Source organism: Vasconcelosia minhoensis LEGE 07310 (assembly GCF_015207255.1).
Lineage (GTDB): Bacteria > Cyanobacteriota > Cyanobacteriia > Phormidesmidales > Phormidesmidaceae > Vasconcelosia > Vasconcelosia minhoensis.
Map to the genome: position 1 here is coordinate 27,845 of NZ_JADEXG010000010.1, position 16,528 is coordinate 44,372.

Sequence of the window (16,528 nt, forward strand, 5' to 3'; positions counted from 1 at the left end):
GCTGGGTTAATCATGCGGGAATATTTGTTTGTTGTGACGAATCCTGAAACTCCTTCACAGTTAGAATCCTATCTGCTGTTTAATACGGCTCTAGGGCAGCGACGCCTGCCGCTGACGGCAAGTAGCTGCTGGACGGTGGGGCGAAATGATGACAATAATCTGGTACTGTCTGACCAGTGGATTTCACGCAACCACGCGATGATTCAGAGCATGGAGTCGGGTGAGTTTTATCTGATTGATTTGGGTAGCCGGAATGGCTCTTTTATCAACGGGCGTCGAGTCACCGTGCCGGTCCCGCTTCACAGCGGCGACATGCTAACCTTTGGTCAGACCGAGCTTCAGTTTTTCTGCTCTTCAGCCGATGCTGCCGCGGCTGACAGCACCGACAGCGACTATAGCTTTACGGCAACGGCCGCCATCCATGTCCGCAGGCTGGTTTCAACCGCGGTCATCGACCTCTGTGACTTTACCGCGATGACCCAGTGTCTCAACGAAAAAGATCTATCAGAAGCGGTCGGTAGCTGGTTTCGGCAGGCGGGGGAAGTGCTCAGGCGCTACGGCGGCTGGGTTGACCGCTACACCGGCAGCGCCATCACCGCCGTATGGATTCACGGTACACAAGACGTTCCCCGGGAGGAGAGCCTGCGGACGATTCGGGCCGTTTGCGACCTACAGCAGGTGATGAATGATCTGAACCAGCGATACGCGCTGCCGATGCGCCTGCGAATTGGCGTTGGCCTCGATCAGGGCTATGCCATGGTGGGGGATATGGAAAGCGGCCTGAGGCCTGAATACGCGGTCTTGGGTGATACCATCGACGATACGCGCCAATATGAGCTAGCAACCCAGCATTTGGGTCTAGATGTCGCAGTCAGCAGTAAGCTATACCAGCAGCTGGGCCAGCTGGGCATGAACGAGCAAACCTTTAAACAGTATTCGGTTCAGCTCAAGGGCCAGAGCTATTCGCTGGCCACATATGCCTGTGCCTTTTCAGATCTGGGGCGGTTTTTGAGCGCCTATGAAGATAACCAGGTCGATTTGGTTTCGAGCCAGTCCTACTAAAATGACTTCGCTGACGGATAGGCGCTGAATCGCGGCCGAGCCAGTGCGAAAGTGCCAGCGGAAGTACCCGTGAAAGTGGTAACCTCTTAACAGATGTGTTGTATAAATTTGACTCAAATTTGATTTTGCGAGAGGGACTGAGATAATGAAGCGATTTTTAAGCCTGCTTTTGGTATTGGGATTGCTGCTCGGCGGACTTGTTGGGGGATGGCCACAGCCGGCGATGGCGAAGCAGCTCCGCAACGCTGTAGACGATAAGCTGGCGACTGACTACGGGTCTAAAATTGACGTCAACAATACAAATATTGCTGCTTTCACCAAATATCGTGGTCTCTATCCGACGATTGCCAGCAAAATTGTCACCAATGCACCCTACGATTCTCTCCAGGATGTGCTAGAAATTCCTGGGCTGAGCCCTGTTGAAAAGGATCGGATTGAGCAGAATATGGATGTTTTTACCATTACCGAACCGGACCCGGCATTGGTAGAAGGGGCCGATCGGTTTAACAACGGCGTCTATAAGTAGCCATTCCAGTCGCTATTCTTCGCTGCTATTCACGCCTCCGCCGATTCGGCCGGTCTGCCATCGCGCTTGCTAGAGTCGGTCTATGCCCCGTCTCGGGTATTTTGGCTGCTCTAGCAGGAGCAATTTTATCTTGACCCATGCTGCATCACGGCCGCTCACACTAGACCCTGATCCAGCTTTTGACGTTCTGGTGATCGGCGGCGGGGCGGCGGGGCTTTACTCGGCACTCTGTTTGCCGGCTTCGCTGCGGGTGGGTCTGGTGGCCAAGGACCAGCTGTCAGTCTCTGCTAGCGATTGGGCTCAGGGTGGCATTGCCGCCGCGATCGCGCCGGAAGATTCGCCAGAGCTGCACATTGCCGATACGCTGCGGGCGGGGGCGGGGCTGTGCGATCGCGCCGCAGTGATCCAGCTGGTTAAGGAAGCCCGCGACTGCATCGAGTCGCTGATCGATCTGGGTGTGGCCTTCGACCGGCAGGACGGCGACCTGGCGATGACGCTAGAGGCCGCCCATTCTCGTCATCGGGTGCTGCATGCCGCGGATACAACGGGCCGGGCGATTGTCTCAATTCTGAGTGAGCAGGTCCTGCAACGGGCCAATATCACCGTTCTTGACCGGTCCTTTGTCCTCGATCTCTGGCTCAATTCAGCTGGTCACTGCCAGGGGATTTGCCGAGTGAGCGCCGAGGGTCAGATTCGGTGGACTGCGGCCAAGGCCATCGTCCTGGCGACTGGCGGCGGCGGACAGGTTTTTGCCCATACAACAAATCCAGAGGCTAGCACGGGCGACGGCGTGGCGATGGCCTGGCGAGCCGGGGCGCGGCTGCGAGATCTGGAGTTCTTTCAATTTCACCCCACTGCCCTCAGCCAGGCCGGAGCGCCTCGATTTCTGATTAGCGAAGCGGTGCGCGGTGAGGGAGCTCACCTGATTGATTGGGCAGGCCGTCGCTTTGCCTTTGACTTCCACCCCGACGGTGAACTGGCTCCCCGCGATGTGGTCAGCCGCGCTATTTATACCCGCCTTCAGAATGTCTCTGAAGCCCAGGACCGTTCGGTGGTGTGGCTTGACCTCAGCCCGATCGAGCCGGACCAGGTGCGGCGGCGATTTCCGAATATTGTGCGGGTTTGCCAACGCTGGGGAATCGATGTTTTCAATCAGCCTATTCCCGTTTCCCCCGCTGCCCACTACTGGATGGGCGGTATTGTCACAGACTTAAACAGCCAAACGACGCTACCCCGGCTCTACGCGGTGGGAGAAAATGCCAGCACCGGCGTTCACGGTGCAAACCGGTTGGCCAGCAATTCGCTGTTGGAATGTCTGGTGTTTGGGGCGCAGCTCAGGTCGCTAAGGCTGCCCGAGGCTGAGCTGCCGCCGCCCGCTGCATGGGGTAAGCCGCTTTCGGCAGCCCGCGCCGATGAACTGGCCCAAGTTCAGGACTGGCGATCGCGGGTGCCCGATCTGGTCTGGCAGAGCGCAGGCATCTGCCGCGAATCGGCTGAGCTAGACCGCGCGATTGCTCAGCTCCAGCAGTGGCGGCGTGAGTTTGAGCGGCTCTCGCTGTCTCAAATGTTGACCCAGCTCTCACCCCAATATATCTGCGACCTGCCAGCCAATCTGGCCCCCTTGGCCGTGCGGCAGTGGGGCGAAACCCGCAACCTCTTTGACATTGCCGATCTAATTTTGCAAAGCGCGGCCTTTCGGACCGAGAGCCGGGGCGGCCACTATCGCCGTGACTTTCCCCAGCCCAATCCGGCCTGGCAGGCCCATACCCTAGTACAGGGCAGCCGCTGCTGGCGATCGAAACCCCTGCTCTAACCGCTCGCTAAATGTGAGGATTTGATCGCATTGGGTTAGCGCTCTGTCAGACGGCATCGCTATCCTGAGGACAGTTGTTACAAGCCCCACGGCTGCCCTCGATGACCTCCGCAACATTTCCCGAAAAGGTTTCCAACGCCAGCTTTTATATCAACCATCGCAATCACTGGATTAGCGCGGCTGCGATCGCCTATGTCTTCATTGGCTACGGCGTCGGCGTCGCGGCGCTGATGGCCGCGTCGGGCTGGCTCAACCTGGTCGGCCTGCTCTTGGTCATTCATACCCTCATGTGGGCGGCTTACTTCGTCCATGATTTTATGCACAACGCCATTTTTCAGCGGGCGGGGCTGAATCGGGCGTTTGGTCAGGCCATGCTGTTTCTGACCGGGTCGAGCTACTGTCGCTATCGCGACCTAGCCCATCATCATCTGGCCCACCATAAGGATCGGGCTGACTTTTCTGCCTTTGCGATCGCAGACTTTTTGCAGGCCCTCCCCCGTCCGCTCCGGCAGCTGATCATTGGGCTGGAGTGGCTCTACTTCCCGGTGATTAACTTCATCCTGCGCTGGCTCTGCCTGCTGACGCCCTTCTTCAGTCAGCGACGGCGAGATGAGCGCTGGCGGAATGGGCTACAGCTGTTGGTGCGGGGCAGTTTGTTTAGCGCGATCGCGATTTATTCACCCAGGGCGGTGCTGCTTTATTTCCTGGCCTACCTCGCGTTTATTCACATTCTGCGCTTTATGGACTGCTTTCAGCACACCTATACCGTTTTTCGGCTAGACCAGCCGCTTCCTCGGTATGATCTAGCCCACGAAGAGCTCAACACCTTTTCCAACGTTCTGACCCAGCGCTGGCCCTGGCTTAACCTAATTTTTCTTAATTTTGGTTACCACAACGCCCATCACCGAGTCGTGCGCTGCCCTTGGTACCTGCTGCCGGCGCTCGATCGCGAACTCTATCGACCCGACTACCGACAGGTCGTGACCCTGCCTCGACTGATTGCCAACTATCATCGCTTTCGCGTTCACCGTCTGTTCCACGGGCAGGGCGAGGTTGTTGATGAAGCTAGCGGGGTGAGCCTGCATAACTTCGTAGGCGCGATCGGCGTGTCTTTTCTGGTCCTGCGTGACCCGATCGACTGGCTGCCGTTAAACCTTTAAAGCGACCATGCGACTCAAACTATCACGAAGCTACGGCCAGCGGTTCTAGTCAAGAACCGCTGGCCGTAGTGCGTGAGGCAAATTTTCTAGCCAAGCTCATTGAGCTTATTTGACCTGAGGCACAAACGCTAGATAGTCAAGATACAGGTTCCGATCCTTTCCACTACCACCGTAGAGGTCGTCATCAAAATTGAGGGTAACGGTATCACCTTTCTTCAGGTTCAAGGACGGAACGTTGAGCTCGTGGAGCTTGTACGAGGTGCTAGAAATTGGAGTCGTCCAAGTTTGTTTGCTGTCGTTTTGTGAAACCGTTACGGCAGGTGCACCTTTGTACAAGTCTGCTTTGGCGTTCAGACTGAGGCCATAGCGTCCAGATTCTCCCGTAAACGTGAAGGTGGCTGCAGATTTGCCATGGAACAGGGCAAGGGCCTTCCCACCCGACGCATCCTTGGCGCTGACCACACGGCCTTTCTGGGCAAGATCATTTAATGCAACTAGGCTTGACTCAGCCTGTACCTGGACAGTGCTGTAGGCTGGCGGAAGAACAGATGGAACAGATGGTGCGGATGGTACAGATTGAACGGGTGGCTGACTTTTCCTAGCGGCAGGTACAAACTCCAGATAGTCAAGATACAGGTTCCGATCTTTGTCAACACTGCCCTCGTACAGATCGTTGTCGAATTTGAGGGTGACAGTATCTCCTTTTTTCAGATTTAGATTGGGGCCATTAAGCGCTTGAAGCTGATACGACGTGCTAGAGATCTCAGTGCTCCAAGTCTGGCTGCCGTTGTTATGCGAAACGGTGACCCGAGGTGCGCCCTTGTACAAATCTGCTTTGGCGTTCAAATTGAGGCTATAGCTGCCAGACTCGCCCGTGAACTTGAAGGTGGCTGCGGCGCCGTCATGCTTCATCGCATAGGCCTTATCGCCTGATGCATCGCCCGCTCGGAAGATGCCGTCGTATTTGCCGCCTTTATCCAAGTTGACCAAGTTCGACTCGGCTTCAACCCGCAGCGTATTGCCAGCTGAAGCATTAGACTTAGGCGGGGAGCTGGACTGACTAGGGGCAGGCTGAGGCTTCTGGGCTACCGGTGGGTTAACCGGGGCCGCAGGCTCTACAGGCTTAGGAGACGAGCCCTTAGTCAGCATACCGCCCGGCTTGACAATATCGTAGTAGCCCTCGTTGGCGGCAAGCCGGACCTCATCCAAGTGTAGTTTGCTGTCGATGTCCACACCGCGGGAATTGTAGACGCCGATTTGCACAGTTGTGTAAGAATTCTTTTCACTGGCCATGTAGGACGAGACATTTGCCCCACGGTAATCAACTTTCTTCTGGCCGTTCAGCCAGAGCTCTGTATGGCCTTTATTCGTAGACGACCAGTAGGTGTGAATCACGAAGTCGTACCATTCGCCCTTCTTAACCTTGCCCAAGGAGAACTCTTTACCGGCTCCGTCATACTCGCGGTTGATTACGCCTTTCAAGTTGCCGCTTTTGGCATCGTAGAAAACGCTAAACGGCGGGCGGCCTACGGGCAGCACTTTACCGGGTCTGTAATTGCGCTTGAGCTGAATAATGCGAGTACTGGCTGAACCCTCGGTATAGCTTGGGTCAATCTTAATGCTAGCGCCTACCCACAGATTGTCCCCTTCGCCCGAAAAGTGAGATTGATTGAATTTGTTGGCTTGCCCTAACTCCATCCTGGAGTTTTCTCTTTTCAAGGTCATTGCTAGAGAACCGTTGCCATAGGCAGCTGAGCCAGACTGTAAGTCTGCGATCGCATAGCTATTATTTAACTCTGTCGCGTCTACTTTACGGAATCCGGAGTTGCGATTATTACTAGGACCCGATTGTAAAAAGAACTCGGAAGCTTTCTTGTTCTGAAACTGACCTTCAAAGTTCTCATAATAAACAAGCCCGTTGTTGAGTAACTCGTCTCTGGTGCTTCCTGCGGACCGTCCCGTTAAAGCATCACTGCCTGAAATCGATCTGGGAGAGGCAACAATATTACTTTCTGCTACCAGAGCAACTGGCTCGGGCATAATAGGGGCGTTGAGCATCATATCTCCGGCGCTTTGGCCATTCCCACCTAAAGGTAATTGACTCTGGGTGGAAGGAAAAGGTTCCAGACTGGCTGACTGTCCGTTGGTAAAGATGGGTTCGGGGTGTAGCGTTTCTAGGCTTTCCATAAGATATGCTCCTGATGATGTGTAATGGAGAGAACTGCGTAGTTGAGAGAGTTTGAAAATAGGCACAGCAGATTTGAACCTCCGCAAAGGAAGCGTTCAGATACAAGCTAAGTTTGCCTAGATGGCAGAGGCTTATCAGAGAACTGGGTTCAAAATCGCCAAAATCGCTTTGAGCGAGCCCTTATTTGAGCTGAGCGTTACGACAAAAGGGGGATTTATTCCGCCCGGTTGCCTTTCGAATCTGCTTTGGCGAGAATGCTGCTCAGCGAGATCCAGAAAGATAAAGTGACCGAGGGCAACATAGACCCTTAAAAATACAAGAGACCGTCAAGCATCAGATAGTCTCCACGTAATTCCCAAGCCGTTTTTCGGGACTTGAGATGAAATCCACTTGAGATGAAATACACTTGAACTGCCAGACCTTTATACATGCTTTTCCAACATGAAGCAAGTTTTAGCAGAAATTTATTTTCCATGCCTCTAACGCGCTTCTTGGGTTTAGCTTGCCCCAGCAATTTAGAGCAATAACAGGCAATGATAAAGTTGGTTAGTATTACCGAGGATTGGGTTTTTTGGGAGTTTGTAGATGTCTGGGAACATTTACTGAATAATCTCCGTCATTCTCCTCAAGCTGTTGTTTGCGTCAGGCGGATATGCGTAAAATCCCGACTATTAGACCTTTAATCCAGGATTGGACTGATGATTTTATCTCAGCGATATCTTCGAGTATTATTCCTCGAGCAGAGCTATAGAGCCAATGATTTTCTTGAGGAAAGCGCCCCGCCGTGAATTAACTCGCTTTAAATGAATCTGTTTTGACGTTAGCCGCTGTGTGTAGAATATCGAAAATTAGAGGTCTGCTGATATTTACGCAGAAGCCTCTGTTGGCAGCTCTATCTGCTCAGTATTTTTGTCTGTATTACCAGGCAGCACAGCGTAAAAACTTGGATAACAGCTTCTCTAGGCAGTAAAGATACTTCAAAGTCGATAGTTTTCTATTCGGGCTATATTGCCGTTGCGAATCCGTATCTTCAGAGACTATCCGCTACCGCAAATTCATATGTTTTAGGAAGAGTAATCCACTATACAGTTGAAAGGCTTGGTCCCATTCGCTGGAGGCGCGTCGAGAGATGGAGAGATGAGCTTCGATAGAAGGGAGTATTTTGAAGAACTCTAGTGCGCCTGTCCCAAAAGGGGTAAAGTCGGTATGCAGCGGCGTCATAACTGTCTGGTGGATATGCTGAAGCAGATAGTTCCACTGGATGCGGCTACTGAGTTTGAGGTTCAGCCGATTGCCGTTTTGGGCCGTGGGTACTGGCGTCGCGGCCTTGGCGTAGAGGTAGGTGCGATCGCATAGCCGCAGTATAATCTGCCGTTTTTCTAAATGCAGGTCGAGCAGTTGGACATAGTCCTGGGTTTTTTCCTTATGTAGCGGCTTTCCCCAGGGGCCGATGTCGGCTACCTGTTCAAAGAATGGGACCTGACCGCTCAGCCGCTGTGAGACCTCGGCCCAAGCAAATGCGATTGTCCCCAGCTGACCAGCGCTATTCTTGCAGACAATCACCGGCTGCGTTCCCAGCTGCTGAAAATAGCAAATTTGGAAAACCTGGATAGCCCGTAAATCGGCCACGCTAGCCCAAAAGGCTGGCGTCTGGACCTCCCGCAAAGCCCGACCCCAGGCCTGAATTGCGGTCAAATCTCCGACTCGCTGTAGCCGCAGGCTGCGGGTGGGAAGCTGCATTCTAGCGGTGTAGAGGTCTAGTTTGAGAACCTGGGCCAAGCCCTGCGCTGCCGTTTCCCGATTGGGTTCAGGTGGCGGTTCTAAAATCAAAAGCCCGAGGTCGTCTGGGCTAGTACTGTGACGAACCGCTTTGGGGGCTTCGGCTAGCTGCGCTGCTCGCGCCTGCTGAACCCGATTAAGCCCCTCGCGGGCTTGCCGCATTAGCTTAGGATGGGTAGCCTGTTTCAGCAGCTTTAAATAATTTTTTTCCGCAGCGTCGAGCTTCAGCGTTGCTTCCTGTAGCTTTGCCGCATAAAGCAGCACCAGCGGATCGCCGGGCGCCGCCTGATGCCACTGCTTCAGCAGCTGCGCAGCGCGGCGATAGTCCTGCTGTGCCAGAGCGGCAGCCACCAGTTCATACATAAAAAACTCTCAGTCAGCCCCGACGTCAGAATTACTCCATCACCCCATCACAGCAAACGAAGCTGCTTCGCGTCATCCACAGTCGATAACTCATCACCTGACTCGGCCGTCCGGGACGCCAGCAGAACATCATCTTGCCTGAGCAAGCTCTGGGCCGCTGCGATCATATCCTCAGCTAGATCTTGCAGGTCTTCACGATTGGCCAGGTAGGCTTGCAGCGCAGCGAGAGGTTCTAAAGCGCTGTCGGCTCCTAGCTCGGGCAGCCGAGGGCGAGTCAGCTGGCTGACCAGTTCCGGGTGAATGCTGTAGGTGTGAGCCGGGGCCAAAGCAGCGGCGAGGGCGGCACCGTCGATTTGGTCAATCTGATCGGCACGCAGCTTGTAGATCAGGCGAACAACGGCATCTGCGATCGCGCCGGGCTGAATTGCCTTGAGCAAGGCCGCTTGGGGGTCATCTTGCTGGGTCAGGTCTGTCTTTATCGTCCGAAAGGCTCGCACGGGCAAAGCGCAAAATTCAGCATGGGTATTGGCTTTACTCAGACTAACCATGACGTAGCCCTTGTCTTCCTTCTCTTCGCTGAAGTCAACCCGCTCAATACTGCCGGGGTAGATCATGAGGGGCGACTCGCAGACGACCTGGTGCCGGTGCACATGGCCCAGCGCTACATAGTCAAAGCAGGGCCGCGCCAAAATCGCCATCGGCACGGTGAAGCCCTTACCCACAGCCAAAAACCGCTCGGCCCCAAAGCGCGCCGTATCGGTCATCAGATGGGCCAGTAGAATCGTCGGGATGGCCGGGTCGAGCTGGCGAATTTCACCTTCGAGTGCGACCCGGAGCCGGTCAATGAGGAGCTCGTTAACCTGTCCTAGGGACAGCCCCTCCGTTTCTGGCCGAGTTAGCAGCGTCGAACGGGTCAGCCAGGGCAGGGTCACGATCTGAATTGGGCCTTTGGACGTTTCAATCCGGTGGGTCTCCAGGCGATCGCCGACGATAAATCCCGGCACGCCCAGGGTGCGATAAATGCAGAGGCTAGCGCCGCCGAGTCCCTGGGAATGCTGGTCGTGGTTGCCCACCAGCAGCACCGTCGGAATAGCCGCATCGACCAGCCGCCGGAACTGGCTGGCGAACGCCTGCTGCACCAGCGGCGGTGGCGTCGCATCGGGAAACGCATCGCCCCCAAATAAAACCAGATCGACGGGTTCCGCGATCGCCCGGTCGATACAGCGACTCAGCGTCGCAACGGAATCTTCCAGACGCGTATTTAAGCCCGTTTCAGGATTCTGCCGTCCGTGGCTAAAGCCGCTACCCATATGGATATCAGACAGGTGCAGGATTTTAACCTCTGACCCTTCGTCCACAGGCTTAGTCACCGTTTCACCAGCCATAGTTCGCCTGGAAAGTATTGAGAGACCGTAGATTCACAGTTGCCTTTAGGGTACCAGACGAGGTCCTGGACTCGCCCGCATCTAGCCGTGAATGCCGCATTCCGTCTTTTCACTACCGCGCCAGCGCCCGGCCCGCTCGCCTTCCCCTGCTAAAACGGGCGTTGTCAGCGGCTGATCGCCAATACTGGTGTAGCCCTGGTCGTGCAGCGGGTTGTAAAGTACATCTTCGTCCAGGACATATTTCCACACGTCATTGCGAGTCCAGTTTGCCAGCGGATTGATTTTTATCCGCCCATCCGTATCCCACTCGAAGATCGGCAGATAGCGGCGGTTCTTAGACTGGTCGCGTCGCCGCCCGGTGATCCAGGCTTTGACGTCCAGCTCATCCAGGGCTCGGGCCAGCGGCTCGACCTTAGTCAGGTGGTGAAACCGGTTGACATCGGTGACCCACAGGGCTTCACCATAGCGCTTAGCAAAAGCCTCTTGGCTATCAACGCCTTTCGCGCTGTAGGCATGGAGGTCGAGCTGATAGCGCGCCTGTGCCTGCCTGGCGGTTTCAAGGGTTTCGGGAAAGAGGTGTAGCGTATCTAGAAAAATAACCGGAATCGGGCGTTCGGGCTGAATTTCCTGCGCCAGCATGTGCTGAATCACCGGTAGGCTAAAGGAGGATGCCTGGGCCAGGCCGTCTGGAATGTGCTCGACGCACCAGGCTAAAATCTCTTGCGGTTCAGCGGACTCGAACTGTCGATTGAGACGAGCCAGGTCTAGGTTAAGCCGTTGCTTAACAGGAGCTTCCATGCATTGAACCATAGTATTCTGCGGCTGATGAACCTGATATGAGGAACATTAAACGGGTGATACTTCCCAATCCTACCCCATAAACACACATAACCCGATCGGGAAACGCGGAATTAAATCCCCAAAATCTGGGGGATACCCGATCCGCCCCCACCCGCTTGGGGATTTGAACTGCTTTTGGACCCCGAATGCTGGTCTTTCAAGATCAGCTTGGGAAGGCATTGGGGGCAAACAGGGGTTACGATTTTGATCGATTTCTGGCCAAATCGTGTATTCCTTTTAAGAGATATATTTCAGTTTATGAAGACGCTTATCCTTTACAGCAAGCCAGGGTGCCATCTGTGCGAGGGGCTAGCGGAAAAGCTGGCCCAAAGCCAGCTGCCGTTTACGCTCGAAGTGCGAGATATTACCCAAAATCCCGAATGGTTTCAAAAGTATCAGTATGAGATTCCGGTTTTGTGCAAACTATCGCAGCAGGCCAGCGGTCTGGCTGAGCAGGCCCTACCCCGGCTGTCACCCCGAGCTCCGCTGCGGCAGGTCGAACGGATGTTGAGGAACCACCTGAATTTTTCGACGGTAGAGTAGCTGCTGCCCGCTATGATGAACTGCCCTATGACCCGTTTTATGAGGAATTGCTGACATGAAACTCCGTGAGCTGCTGAGCGACCTACCCGGTTCCCCGTCACCTATAGCGGCGGCTCATCCCGCCTGGGAAACTGAGGTGAAGGGGCTATCGACCAATTCCCATGCCTGCCAGCCGGGGGATCTATTTATTGGCATGCCCGGCACCCGGGTCGATGGGGGCGAATTTTGGCCCAGCGCGATCGCGGCCGGTGCAATTGCGGCCGTCGTCTCTCCCGCTGCCTTAGCGGCCCGCCCGCTGGCTATGGGCTCGGCCGAGCCGCTGGTGATTCCCTGCGATGACATGGCTCGGGTCTGTGCCGCGATCGCGGCTACCTTCTACGGCCATCCGGCTCAGCAGCTGCAGACGGTCGGCGTCACCGGCACCAATGGGAAAACTACAACCACCCACCTAATTGAATATTTTCTGACCCAGGCGCAGCAGCCAACCGCGCTGCTTGGCACGCTTTACAGCCGCTGGCCGGGCCATCAGCAAACGGCGATTCATACCACGCCTTTCCCTATTGACCTGCAGCGCGAACTAGCGGCAGCGACGGCGGCGGGCAGCGGCTTTGCAGTCATGGAAGTCAGCTCCCACGCGCTGGCGCAAAAACGAGTTTGGGGCTGTACCTTTGAAGCCGCTGTCTTCACCAATCTGACCCAGGACCATCTAGACTATCACCGCGACCTGGATGACTACTTCGAAGCCAAAGCCCTGCTGTTTAGCCCCGACTATCTCCGGGGACGGGCCATCATCAACCAGACCGATCTCTACGGTCGCCGGCTGATTCAGCGGCTGCCGGCAGAGCGGGTCTGGACCTATAGCGTGGACGATGCGACCGCGGACCTATTTACCCAGTCGCTGAGCTATGCGCCCGCCGGCGTCAGCGGTACCCTCTGTACGCCAGCGGGCCGCCAGCCCTTCCGTTCACCGCTAGTCGGCCAGTTCAATTTAGAGAATTTGCTGGCGGCGGTAGGGGCCGCGCTCCATCTGGGGCTCGGACTAGAGCAGATTGTTTCGGCGCTGCCTGAGTTTGGCGGCGTCCCCGGACGGATGGAGCGGGTACAGATTCCCGACCAGGATATTAGCGTGATTGTGGACTATGCCCATACGCCCGACAGCCTCCAGAACGCCCTGACGGCGATCCGTCCCTTTGTCCAAGGGCAGCTAATCTGTGTCTTTGGCTGCGGCGGCGATCGCGATCGAACCAAGCGGCCACAGATGGGCCGAATTGCTCATGAACGCTCCGATCGGGCAATCGTTACCTCAGATAACCCACGCACAGAAGACCCAGAGCGAATTTTGCAGGATATCGTCGCGGGGGTCGACACCGCCCTCGACCCTAATCAGGTTCTATGCGACCGGGCCGAGGCCATTCGCTCGGCTATTTTGCAGGCTCAGCCGGGCGATGGCGTTTTGATCGCGGGCAAAGGGCATGAGGACTATCAAATTCTAGGAACAGAGAAAATTCACTTTGACGATCGGGAGCAGGCCAGAGCAGCCCTCCAGATGCGTTCTGCTCGATCCTGAGGCTATCGGCTAGGAATGTCGCACGGGCCAGCAGCGGGTTTCTAGACAAATCTGCTCGATCAATACAGAATGCTCTAAAAGCCATGCCGCCGGCTACACGTGACTTGAGAGTTTTTTGATGGATACTGACGCTCCTGTGACCTTACAGACCTGTCTTTCCGAGTCACAGCTCCGAGGGCAGATACCGGTTACGCCTCGCGCTTTCAAAGCCATCTTGCAGTCGCTGATTGAATTTTTGCAGTCCCGCTCGCTCGCGGCTACCCTTTGGCTCAAGCTGCCTAAAGAAGAGGCCTGGTGGGAAGATATCCGGCAATATTGCCAGCAGCTCGCCGAACCTCGGGTGTACCTGCTGGGACTGGAGCCCTCCTGGCCGACTGCGCCCGATCGGTCCGAGCTACCCTACCAAACGATTGCCTTGAGGAAAGACGATCTCAAAGGGGAATATCTGTGCCTGGCGATCGCCGATAATTTTGCCTGTGGGCTCCTGGCCTTTCGCCGTACTCAAGCCCCGGGTGAAGCCAGTCGCCGCAACCTATCCCTAGTTTGCTTCGCTTCCCCTGGCGCCTTACAGTCAATTGGGCAGGGGCTCCAGTCCCTGCTACACCACAGTCCGGCGGGTCAAGCCTTGCTAACCCAAAACGCTGGTGGCTTAGCGACCGAGTTGGCCTCATCGGCAGCGCTAATCGACGATTTTCTCAGCTGGCAGCTACGGGCTCAGAACGAGCTGCGGGCAACGCTGGCAGAGGCTCGAAAGGCCGACAGCGATTTGGTGCCCTCCTCCAAGCCTGGCGACAGCATCGATCGCGCCTTTTTGGACGCGGCTGGGCAAGAGCTGCGCACGCCTCTGACAACGATCAAGACCGCGCTAACCCTGCTCAATTCGCCAAACCTGAAGCCGCCTCAGCGCCAACGCTACCTCGATATGATTCGCCGCGAGTGCGATCGCCAAAGCGCATTGGTGACGAGTGCGATTGAGCTCCTGCAAGTGCAAACCGCTGCTCCACCCCAGCTGCAACCCTTGCAGCTGGGTGAGATTGTGCCCGGTGTGGTCAGCACCTATCAGCCGCTAGCGCGCGAACGGAGCATTACCCTGGCCTATACGATTGCAGCCAATCTGCCCCCTGCGGCAGGCGTTGAGCCCTGGCTCAGGCAGATTTTAATCAATCTGATTAATAACGGAATTCGGTTTACGGCAAACGGCGGCTCGGTTCGGGTCACGGCTGCCCAAAGCGGAGACCGGATTGCGCTGGCCGTTGAAGATACCGGTACCGGCATTGGTAGTGCCGACCTGCCCAGGGTCTTCGACGCTTTTTTTCGGCGATTGCCCGTAGAGGGTTTGGAGGGGATTGGGTTGGGATTGACCATGGCCCAGCAGCTGTTACAGCAGATGGGAGGCGTAATTCAGATCAAGAGCTCACCCGGTCGCGGCTCCCGTTTTACGGCGATGCTCCTAGCCTATTCCGAGTAGCTGCTTTCCCTAGACTTCAGTTGAGTCAGGCGAGTCTACCAGGGTTTCCACGAGGAGCGACATCTGCTGCTGCTTTTCTTGTAAAAACTGATCGCACTGGCGCAGTCCACCAATCGCAACAGAGAACTGCTCAAATACTTCGGCCAGCGGCATTTCGCCCGTTTCGAGCTGGGTGACAATCGCCTCTACCTGGCGTAGTGTTTCTTCATAGCTCCAGTCCTGAGATCTTTCGGTTTTTTGGGGGGAGGACATTGTCGGCAAATTGAAATGGGGGGTTGGGGTTGTCATCGGGGTTGAAGATCAATTTTAATTCACGCAGTCGGTCTAGTCTTCGGTCAGAATTGCGGTGACGGTTGCCCGGAGCTGTCCTGCCGCCAGCTGAATTTCAATCGGGTCGCCGGGGGCTAAAGCCGCCGCGCGGGTGACAATCTGATGATTTTGTCGGACTAGGGCATAGCCTCGCTGAAGGACTGCGGTAGGGTCGAGGGCGACCAGCTTTTCGGCAATCAGCTGGTGCCGATGTTGGGCCATTTGCAGCCGCTGGCCAAGGCTGTAGAGCAGTCGCTGCTGACATTGATGGACGGTTTGCTGTGCCTGGTCGAGCTGCCGATCGAGCTGGACCTGCCGTAGTCGGTTTCGGCAGGTCTGAAGCTGCCCTGCGGCCTGGTAAAGTCGCTGGGCCGTGAGCTGCACAGTCTGCTGTAGAAAATCGGCCTGCTCCTGATAGAGCTGATCTAAGTTGGGCACCGCCTGCTCTGCGGCTGCGGTCGGCGTATGGGCGCAGAGGTCAGCAGTCAGATCGGCGAGGGACTGGTCCCGCTCGTGACCGATTCCAGTCACAACGGGGATGGGGCAGGTCGCGATCGCCCGTACCACCCGCTCATTGTCAAAGCAGGCCAGATCTTCGCTGGCTCCGCCCCCCCGAGCCAGCAGCAGCACTGCCGCCCGGCCGTCTTGCTGGACGCGCTGGATTGCTTTAACAATCGACCCAGGCGCTTGCTCGCCCTGCACGATAGCGGGCGAGAGCAGGACGAGCAGCCCCGGACTGCGGCGGCCCAGCGTACGCTGAATGTCTCCCCAAGCCGCAGCTTGGGGAGACGTGACCACGGCCACCGTCTGGGGATAAGCTGGCAGGGGCCGCTTTTGGGCCGCATCGAACAGACCTTCGGCCGCGAGCCGCGATCGCAGCTGTCGATAGCGCAGCGCCTGAAGCCCCGCGCCGGCTGGTAATACTTGCCAAACCGTGAGCTGATAGCTGCCGCGCTTGGGATAGAGGCGAATCTGTCCGAGCACAATCACCTGCTCACCCACCGCCGGTAGCGCCGCCAGCCGCGCCAGCTGACTGCGCCAGACCACACAGCTGATCGCCGCCGAGCCGTCTGGCTCTTGCAAGGTAAAAAAGCAGCCCTGACGATGCTGCCGGGCACTCGACACCTCCCCGATGACCCAGACCTGGTGGAGCTGAGCATCATCCTCTAACAGCGCTCGGATATAGTCAGTCAGCCCGGCTACAGTGAGGGCTGAATCAACTGCAGTAGAAAGTGGGGGCATCGGGACAGAAGCTCAGGTTAGGCATCATAGTTAAGTCACCTTTGAGTTAAGTAACCTTTGGGCAGACGAACGACCATCTAGGCTCGACAAGACGATGAGAGCACGATTAGATGATAGTACATCTGTATTTTAATCCTCCGGAAACGGTTTACGATCTGAGAATGTTATAGATAGCCCCTATAGGACTTACTTCAGCCATTGATTTTTGGAGCGCCCTGCCAGCAGCTGCGCCTTTACAATTTGACCTTTGCAGGACACCTTTACAATAAGGTGCCATATTCTT

Annotated in this window: 13 protein-coding genes; 7 read left to right on the forward strand and 6 right to left on the reverse strand. The window is 56.0% G+C overall.

The features are described 5' to 3' along the window. The first annotated feature begins 12 nt into the window (after positions 1-12). The 4 genes from IQ241_RS06150 to IQ241_RS06165 all read left to right on the forward strand — a co-directional run bounded on the left by IQ241_RS06150 (position 13) and on the right by IQ241_RS06165 (position 4,561). Complete coding sequence (locus tag IQ241_RS06150; protein ID WP_193905540.1) at positions 13-1,062, forward strand: adenylate/guanylate cyclase domain-containing protein; 1,050 nt, start codon at positions 13-15, stop codon at positions 1,060-1,062. A gap of 145 nt (positions 1,063-1,207) precedes the next feature. Continuing rightward, positions 1,208-1,588 (forward strand): photosystem II complex extrinsic protein PsbU, encoded by a 381-nt coding sequence (gene psbU / locus IQ241_RS06155; RefSeq protein ID WP_193905541.1) that lies wholly within the window; start codon positions 1,208-1,210, stop codon positions 1,586-1,588. An 82-nt stretch (positions 1,589-1,670) separates the two neighbouring features. After that, positions 1,671-3,401 carry an L-aspartate oxidase gene (nadB, locus tag IQ241_RS06160; protein WP_193905542.1) on the forward strand — a complete coding sequence of 577 codons (1,731 nt, stop codon included), beginning with the start codon at positions 1,671-1,673 and terminating at the stop codon, positions 3,399-3,401. Between the two features lie 101 nt (positions 3,402-3,502). Next, positions 3,503-4,561, forward strand: a complete 1,059-nt coding sequence (locus IQ241_RS06165; protein ID WP_193905543.1) for a fatty acid desaturase — start codon at positions 3,503-3,505, stop codon at positions 4,559-4,561. Between the two features lie 105 nt (positions 4,562-4,666). Here the strand turns inward: IQ241_RS06165 and IQ241_RS06170 are convergent, their stop codons facing one another. From IQ241_RS06170 to cysH, 4 genes are all read right to left on the reverse strand, one after another. Further along, complete coding sequence (locus IQ241_RS06170; RefSeq protein ID WP_193905544.1) at positions 4,667-6,748, reverse strand: heparin lyase I family protein; 2,082 nt, start codon at positions 6,746-6,748, stop codon at positions 4,667-4,669. Between the two features lie 1,045 nt (positions 6,749-7,793). Beyond that, entirely contained in the window at positions 7,794-8,891 is a 1,098-nt protein-coding gene (locus IQ241_RS06175) for a tetratricopeptide repeat protein (RefSeq protein ID WP_193905545.1), read from the reverse strand. Positions 8,892-8,938: 47 nt separating this feature from the next. Beyond that, on the reverse strand, positions 8,939-10,276 hold the full coding sequence (sbcD, locus tag IQ241_RS06180) for an exonuclease subunit SbcD (protein WP_193905546.1): 1,338 nt from the start codon (positions 10,274-10,276) through the stop codon (positions 8,939-8,941). Between the two features lie 81 nt (positions 10,277-10,357). Then, complete coding sequence (cysH, locus tag IQ241_RS06185) at positions 10,358-11,074, reverse strand: phosphoadenosine phosphosulfate reductase (RefSeq protein WP_228021431.1); 717 nt, start codon at positions 11,072-11,074, stop codon at positions 10,358-10,360. A gap of 300 nt (positions 11,075-11,374) precedes the next feature. Here cysH and IQ241_RS06190 point away from each other — a divergent pair, with 300 nt between their 5' ends. The 3 genes from IQ241_RS06190 (at position 11,375) to IQ241_RS06200 (ending at position 14,694) form a co-directional block, all read left to right on the forward strand. After that, positions 11,375-11,659 (forward strand): glutaredoxin family protein, encoded by a 285-nt coding sequence (locus IQ241_RS06190; protein ID WP_193905548.1) that lies wholly within the window; start codon positions 11,375-11,377, stop codon positions 11,657-11,659. Positions 11,660-11,714: 55 nt separating this feature from the next. Beyond that, positions 11,715-13,226 carry a UDP-N-acetylmuramoyl-L-alanyl-D-glutamate--2,6-diaminopimelate ligase gene (locus tag IQ241_RS06195; protein WP_193905549.1) on the forward strand — a complete coding sequence of 504 codons (1,512 nt, stop codon included), beginning with the start codon at positions 11,715-11,717 and terminating at the stop codon, positions 13,224-13,226. A gap of 118 nt (positions 13,227-13,344) precedes the next feature. After that, a complete protein-coding gene (locus IQ241_RS06200; protein WP_193905550.1) occupies positions 13,345-14,694 on the forward strand; it encodes an ATP-binding protein in 1,350 nt (449 codons plus the stop codon). Positions 14,695-14,703: 9 nt separating this feature from the next. Here IQ241_RS06200 and xseB read toward each other — a convergent pair whose 3' ends face one another. Beyond that, positions 14,704-14,982, reverse strand: a complete 279-nt coding sequence (xseB, locus tag IQ241_RS06205; RefSeq protein ID WP_228021432.1) for an exodeoxyribonuclease VII small subunit — start codon at positions 14,980-14,982, stop codon at positions 14,704-14,706. Between the two features lie 36 nt (positions 14,983-15,018). Then, on the reverse strand, positions 15,019-16,245 hold the full coding sequence (gene xseA / locus IQ241_RS06210; protein WP_193905551.1) for an exodeoxyribonuclease VII large subunit: 1,227 nt from the start codon (positions 16,243-16,245) through the stop codon (positions 15,019-15,021). Positions 16,246-16,528 lie beyond the last annotated feature (283 nt).